This window comes from uncultured Neisseria sp., from assembly GCF_951230505.1.
Classification (GTDB): Bacteria; Pseudomonadota; Gammaproteobacteria; order Burkholderiales; family Neisseriaceae; genus Neisseria.
Window position 1 is genome coordinate 1 of the sequence record NZ_CATNVN010000107.1, and the last position, 6,234, is coordinate 6,234.

Annotated in this window: 4 protein-coding genes; 1 reads left to right on the forward strand and 3 read right to left on the reverse strand. The window is 56.4% G+C overall.

All coding sequences use genetic code 11. The features are described 5' to 3' along the window. Positions 1 to 40: 40 nt before the first annotated feature. A complete protein-coding gene (locus tag Q1M25_RS07285) occupies positions 41 to 1,339 on the reverse strand; it encodes a pitrilysin family protein (RefSeq protein WP_300483421.1) in 1,299 nt (432 codons plus the stop codon). A 58-nt stretch (positions 1,340 to 1,397) separates the two neighbouring features. Next, positions 1,398 to 2,747, reverse strand: coding sequence for a pitrilysin family protein (locus Q1M25_RS07290; protein ID WP_300483424.1), 1,350 nt, complete (start codon positions 2,745 to 2,747; stop codon positions 1,398 to 1,400). Between the two features lie 194 nt (positions 2,748 to 2,941). Between Q1M25_RS07290 and Q1M25_RS07295 the strand changes: the two genes are divergently transcribed. Next, positions 2,942 to 4,120: a phosphoglycerate kinase gene (locus tag Q1M25_RS07295; protein WP_300483427.1), complete on the forward strand. Its 1,179-nt coding sequence runs from the start codon at positions 2,942 to 2,944 to the stop codon at positions 4,118 to 4,120. Positions 4,121 to 4,215: 95 nt separating this feature from the next. On the opposite strand, the gene yccS is transcribed toward Q1M25_RS07295, so the two are convergent. Next, on the reverse strand, positions 4,216 to 6,234 hold a 2,019-nt coding region (gene yccS, locus Q1M25_RS07300), incomplete at its 5' end, for a YccS family putative transporter (protein ID WP_300483429.1).

Consider the following 6,234-nt stretch of genomic DNA (forward strand, 5'->3'; position numbering starts at 1 on the left):
TCTGAAAAATCTTTCAGACGGCCTGTTGTTTTAAAGCGTTTTATTCTGCACCGACAACGACGGTGTTGAGGTCTTTGAATTTAACGCGGTGTTGCCATGCGTCGCGGACTTGTTTGACGGTCAGGCTGTTGATGGCTTTGGGGTAGGCTTCCAAGTAGTCGTTGGGCAGGTCGTAGAGGCCGATCAGGCTCAGGTAGTTGAGCAGTTTGTCGTTGGAGTCGTAGCGCAGGGGGAAGCTGCCGACGATGTTGGCTTTGGCCTGTTTCAGTTCAGCTTCGGTCGGGCCTTCGGCGATAAACTGTTCGATGACGGCTTGGGTGTCGGCCAGTGAGGCTTTGGTGTTTTTCTTTTGGGTGGAGTAGGAAACGGCAAACGTGCCTTCTTCTGTCGCCGGGGCGAGGCTGCTGTATACGCCGTAGGTGTAGCCGTGTTGGTCGCGCAAAACTTTCATGAGCCGGCTGTCGAAACCGCCGCCGCCGAGGATGTAGTTGCCGGCAACGAGGGCGTAGTAGTCGGGGTCGTGGCGTTTGATGAGGGAGGTGCCGAGCAGGACTTGTGCTTGTGTGCCGGCAAAGGGGATGTCGCGGCGTTGGGCGGTTTGTTTGGGAACGGGCGGGATGGCGTGGGTTGCGGTGGCTTTGGCCGGCAGGTCTTTGAGGATGCGATCGACCAGTTGCTCTGCCTGTTTGCGGTTGAGGTCGCCGACGATGGCGACGATGGCGTTGTCTTTGCCGTAGTGGGTGTGGTGGAAGGCGCGGATGTCGTCCAGACTAACTCGTTTGAGGCTGTCAACGGTTATGTTTGCGCCGCTGCCGTAGGGGTGGTTCGGGTAGATGAGTTTGGTCAGTTCGCGCGTGGCGGTGTAGTCGGGGGTGGTTTCTTGTTGTTGCAAGCCGGTGATGGATTGGGTTTGACGGCGGCGGAAAACGGCTTCGTCAAAGCGCGGACGGGTCAGCGAGTGGTTGAGCAAGTTGGCGGCTTTGTCGCGGATGTCGGCTTTGCTGAGGCTGCGGAAGCCTGCAGACGCGCTTTCGGCATTGCTGTCGCTGCTGATTTGTGCGCCGATGTTGTCGGCTTCGGCATTGAAGGCTTCTTCGTCCAGCTCTTGGGTGCCGTCGGTCAGGAGGGCAGCGGTAAATTCGGCAACTTGGCTTTTGCCGTCCGGATTGGCGACGCTGCCTGCGCCCTTGAAGCTGACTTCAAGGTCGATGATGGGGTTTTCGTGGCGTTCGACAAGGAGGATTTGGGTGCCGTCGCGGTTGCGCCAGCGTTGGATGTCGGTGGCGGCTTGGACGCTTAAGGGCAGGAGTAGGGCAAGGGCGAGCAGGGTGGGTTTCATGTTGTGGCTTTCTGTTAGGGCCGTCTGAAAGGGTATGGGCTTTCAGACGGCCTGATGTTTATCGGCGTTTGGCAGCTTTTTTGCTTGGTGCGGCGGCAGGTTTTTGCGGTTCGATGATGACGGTACTCATGCGCTCGTCGGTCAACATCCGGGCGGCGGCCTGTACTTCTTGCGCGCTGACGGCCTGTAGGCGGCGGTGGATTTCTTGTTCGTCGGTATATTGGAAACCGCGCGCTTCGAGGCGGCTCATCATGGAGGCTTGGGAAGACATGGAGTCTTTGGCGTAGATTTCGTTGACTGCTGCCTGGGTTTTGACGCGCTGCAATTCTTCTTCGGAAACACCGTTGTCGGCAATGTCTTTGATTTCTTGGCGCAGCTGGGTAATTAAGGTATCGGTTTTCACGCCTTCGGCAGGCATGGCTATGACGCTGAACAGCGGCATTTCGCGGCTGATGATGTCGTAATGCGTTCCTGCGCTCAATGCGGTTTGCTTGCCGCGCACGAGGTTTTTGTCAAAACGGCTGGACGCGTTGCCTGCCAAAATATCGGAGAGGATGTCGAGGGCGAAAGGCATCGTGTCATCGAGTTTTTGGAGTTTCGGCACACGGAAGTTGATGGCAATCAGCGGCTGGTGTGTGACCGGAGAAGTGGCTTTGATTGTAACAGGCTTGCGCAAATAGGGTTCGGTATTCAGTTTGTTGCGCGGCGGCTGGGCTTTGGCGGGAATATCGCCGAAGAGTTTGGCGGCCGTCTGAAGCGTTTGTTTGGCATCGACATCGCCGACAATGACCAATACGGCATTGTTGGGCGCGTAATATTGTTTGTACCACGCGCGCAAGTCGTCGGCTTTGAGGGTGTGCAAATCTTTCATGTAGCCGATGACGGAGGCGCGCATGGACGGTTGGGTAAAGGCGGCAAGATAGGCTTGCTCCCACATTTTGCCGTCGGCCGTGTCTTCCGTGCGCTGGCGGCGTTCTTCGCGGATGACGTTCATCTCGTTGAGGAATTCTTTGTCGCTGAAGTTGAGGTTGTGCATGCGGTCGGCTTCGAGCTTCAGAATTTCGGGCAGGTTGGCGGCGGCGACGTTTTCGTAATAGACCGTTTCATTGCGGTTGGTGTAGGCGTTGTTTTGCCCGCCCAGCTCGGACACGCGGCGGTTGAACTCGCCGGAGGGAACGTCTTTCGTGCCTTTAAACATCATGTGTTCCAAAGCATGGCTCAGGCCGCTTTTGCCCGGTTTTTCATCCACGCTGCCGATTTTGTACCAAATCTGCGAAACGGCCACTGGCGCGCGGTGGTCTTCTTTGACGATGATTTTCAGACCGTTGGGCAGGGTTTCAGAAAGCGTCTGCGCCCATGAAGCGGCAGGCAATGCGAAGGCAAGCATTAAAGCAATTCGGCGTAACATGGTTTAATCCGTAAAATGAAAATCAATCGTCAAAGTATAGCGGAAAATCTGCAAAGATTGGCCGAATGTTTCAGACGGCCCGGGCCTTATCTGCTGATTCACATCAAGCGCGGCCGTTGCCAATCTTTACCGTCGCGCTTCATTCGCGGATAATCCCAAACATTCCCGTTCCCAACCATCACAAAGGAATCATCATGGCATTTTTGAAACTGACCGAACAAAATGTTCAAGGCAAAACCGTTCTGATCCGCGCCGATATGAACGTACCGTTCAAAGACGGCAACATCAGTGACGACACCCGTATCCGCGCTTCGCTCGCATCCATCAAATACTGCTTGGACAACGGCGCGTCTGTGATCGTGATGACCCACCTCGGCCGTCCGACCGAAGGCGAATTCCATCCTGAAGACGATGTAGCGCCTGTTGCCGCGCATTTGGGCAAACTGTTGGGCAAAGACGTGAAAGTATTGAACGACTGGCGTGAAAACAAACCGACTTTGAACTCCGGTGATGTCGTGATGTTGCAAAACGTGCGCATCAACAAAGGCGAGAAGAAAAACGACTTGGAGCTGGGCAAAGCCTACGCTTCTTTGTGCGACGTGTTCGTCAACGACGCATTCGGTACCGCCCACCGCGCCCAAGCTTCGACCGAAGCCGTTGCCCAAGCCGCGCCCGTTGCCTGCGCAGGCGTGTTGATGGCGGGCGAACTCGACGCTTTGGGCAAAGCCCTGAAACAACCGGCTCATCCGATGGTTGCCATCGTTGCCGGCAGCAAAGTGTCTACCAAACTGACCATCCTCGAATCTTTGGCCGACAAAGTCGACCAACTCATCGTCGGCGGCGGCATTGCCAACACATTCTTGCTGGCAGAAGGCAAAGCCATCGGCAAATCTTTGGCCGAACACGATTTGGTGGAAGAATCCAAAAAAATCATGGCAAAAATGGCGGCCAAAGGCGGCTCTGTTCCGCTGCCGACCGATGTGGTTGTCGCTAAAGCCTTCGCCGCCGATGCGGAAGCTGTGGTGAAAGACATTGCCGACGTTGCCGAAGACGACATGATTTTGGACATCGGCCCTAAATCCGCCGCTGCTTTGGCCGATTTGCTCAAAGCTGCCGGTACGGTCGTATGGAATGGCCCGGTCGGCGTGTTTGAATTTGACCAATTTGCCGGCGGTACCAAAGTATTGGCCGAAGCAATTGCCCAAAGCGATGCGTTCTCGATTGCCGGCGGCGGCGACACTTTGGCGGCGATTGCCAAATTCGGCGTAACCGATCAAATCAGCTACATCTCTACCGGCGGCGGCGCGTTCCTTGAGTTCTTAGAAGGCAAAGAGTTGCCTGCCGTAGCCGCTTTGGAAAAACGCGGCGCGTAATCGGTTTTAATCTCGATGGCTGAATAAAGGCCGTCTGAAATCTGGAAATCAGGTTTCAGACGGCCTTATTTATTTTGTTGAAATGTGTTATCGGTTTAGGCGGTTTGCGTATCCGACTGTCTGTGCAATGCCTGATAACACGGTGCAAGCTGGCGGATGATGAGGTCGAGCTGGTGTTTGAGGATTTGGTTTTGTTGGGACTGCTCTTTGTCGGTCTGTTCCAAATCGGCAAATTCCTGTCGGATGGCTTCGATGCTTGCATCGAAGGTGGCCGGTTCGGTCTGCGGCATTTGTTTGAGGAGTTCGGCGATGTGGTGGGTCAGGCGGGCATATGGGGCGAAGGTATCACTGCCGTCGTGATGAACCTGGTCACGGTATGCGCCGAGCGCGGAAATGTGGCCGGTCAGCGCATAGCTGGTTTTGAGCAGGGTAAAACCGTCTTGCAGGCGGTCTTGGTATTTTTTCGGGTTGCTGCTCATGTCGGATAAGGTGCTGCTGAGGGCGGCGGTGCTTTCGTGGGCTTGGCGGCGGGTAAGGCGGTAGTCGACATCGTCGCGGCTGCCGTTTTGCAGCTGGTCGAGGATGGCGTCGAGATAGCGGCCGTTGGCAGTGATGGTCTGGGCGGCGGTGTGGCTGAGAGTGAGGTAACGCCAATCGGGCCAGAGGTAGGTGGCGGCGGCCCATGCGATAACGGAACCGACGATGGTGTCGATGATGCGGATGGGCATGGCGTGGTACACGTCCAAACCGGCAAGCGAGAGGCTGGTCAGGGCTTGGATGGTGATGAAGAAGGTGGAGAAGCTGTATTTGTAGCTTCGGGTGATGAAAAACAGGGTGGTGCTGGCGATGACAATCCAGAGTTTGGTTTCAACGGACGGGGTGAAGTAGGGGACGAGCGAACCGACAATCACGCCGAGAATCGTGCCGGCGATACGTTGGTACACGCGGCTTTTGGTGGCGGTGTAGTTGGGTTGGCAGACGAAAAGGGCGGTCAGCAGAATCCAGTAGCCGAGGTTGAGATGGAGGATTTCGACAATGATGCAGGCCGCGGCAACGACGATGGAGAGGCGAGTGGCATGGCGGAATACGCTGGAGTCGAAATTGAGTTGGCTGAGGACGGTCTCGCCGATATTGCGGAACTTGGTGTTTTCAAGGGCGGCGATGCGGGTGTCGGCGTTGTCGTTTTTGGCAAGGGACGCATCGTTTTGCAGTTGCCGCAGTTGGTAATCGACGCTGCTGAGGTTGTCGAGCAGGCGGCGGATATTGTGGAGGTTGGCATTGTCGGCATGGGTCTCGGCAAAATGGCTGAGGGATTGGCGGCAGCCTTCCATGGCGCGGCCGAGGCGTTTGCTGTATGCGTAGGGTTTGTTGTTGCGCAGGGAGGCGGCAACGTTGCGGCACGCCTGGCCTTGCATTTCAAGCAGGCGGCGGATGCGGAAGATGAGGTCGGTGTTTTTGAGCTGCTCGGCCATTTCGCTGTAATCGACGTGGGCGGAGCTGATGCGTTCGTGCATGTCTTGCGCGCAGAGGTAGTAGCGCAGCATTTTGGCGGTGCGCGGATGGCGGTGTTGGCCGCGTAATCGGTAGAAAAGTGCGGCACGGCATTGGTTGAAGGCGGTAATCACGCCGGTGTTGCTCATGGCCAGGTCGATTTGGCGGTTGCCCAGCCATGCGGCTTCGTCGGGGTCGAAAAAGTCGGCTTTGGCATCGAAGTAGTTGCTGAGTGCGTCGTAGGCGTTGGCGACGGTTTCTTGGACGGGGCGGTGGGGCAGTATGATTTGGAAGATCAGGGTGTTGACGCTGTATAGGACTGTACCCAGCAGAATCATGACGGGATTGGTCAGCCAGTAGCTTTCGGGGGTGTAGGTCAGCGTGGTGTAGGTGGCGACGGCGAGCGCACCGAAGGCGATGGTGCGGTATTTGAGGCCGACGGTGCCGAGGATGGTGAAGCCGAAAGTCATCAGGGTCATGGCCAAGATGAAGGGAATGCCTGTGCCGATGGTGCTTTGGGCAAGCAGTGAGGAGAGGGTAAACAGGGCGACGGTGATGACGATGTTTATCAGACGGCCTGTGAGGCGGTTGTCCAAATCGACCAAACCGCCGGCAATAATGCC

What these genes read in the sequence shown, in the direction of transcription:
- Q1M25_RS07295 (WP_300483427.1), top strand. Translation starts at nt 2,942, where the DNA reads ATGGCATTTTTGAAACTGACCGAACAAAATGTTCAAGGCAAAACCGTT.
- Q1M25_RS07285 (WP_300483421.1), bottom strand. Translation starts at nt 1,339, where the DNA reads ATGAAACCCACCCTGCTCGCCCTTGCCCTACTCCTGCCCTTAAGCGTC.
- Q1M25_RS07290 (WP_300483424.1), bottom strand. Translation starts at nt 2,747, where the DNA reads ATGTTACGCCGAATTGCTTTAATGCTTGCCTTCGCATTGCCTGCCGCT.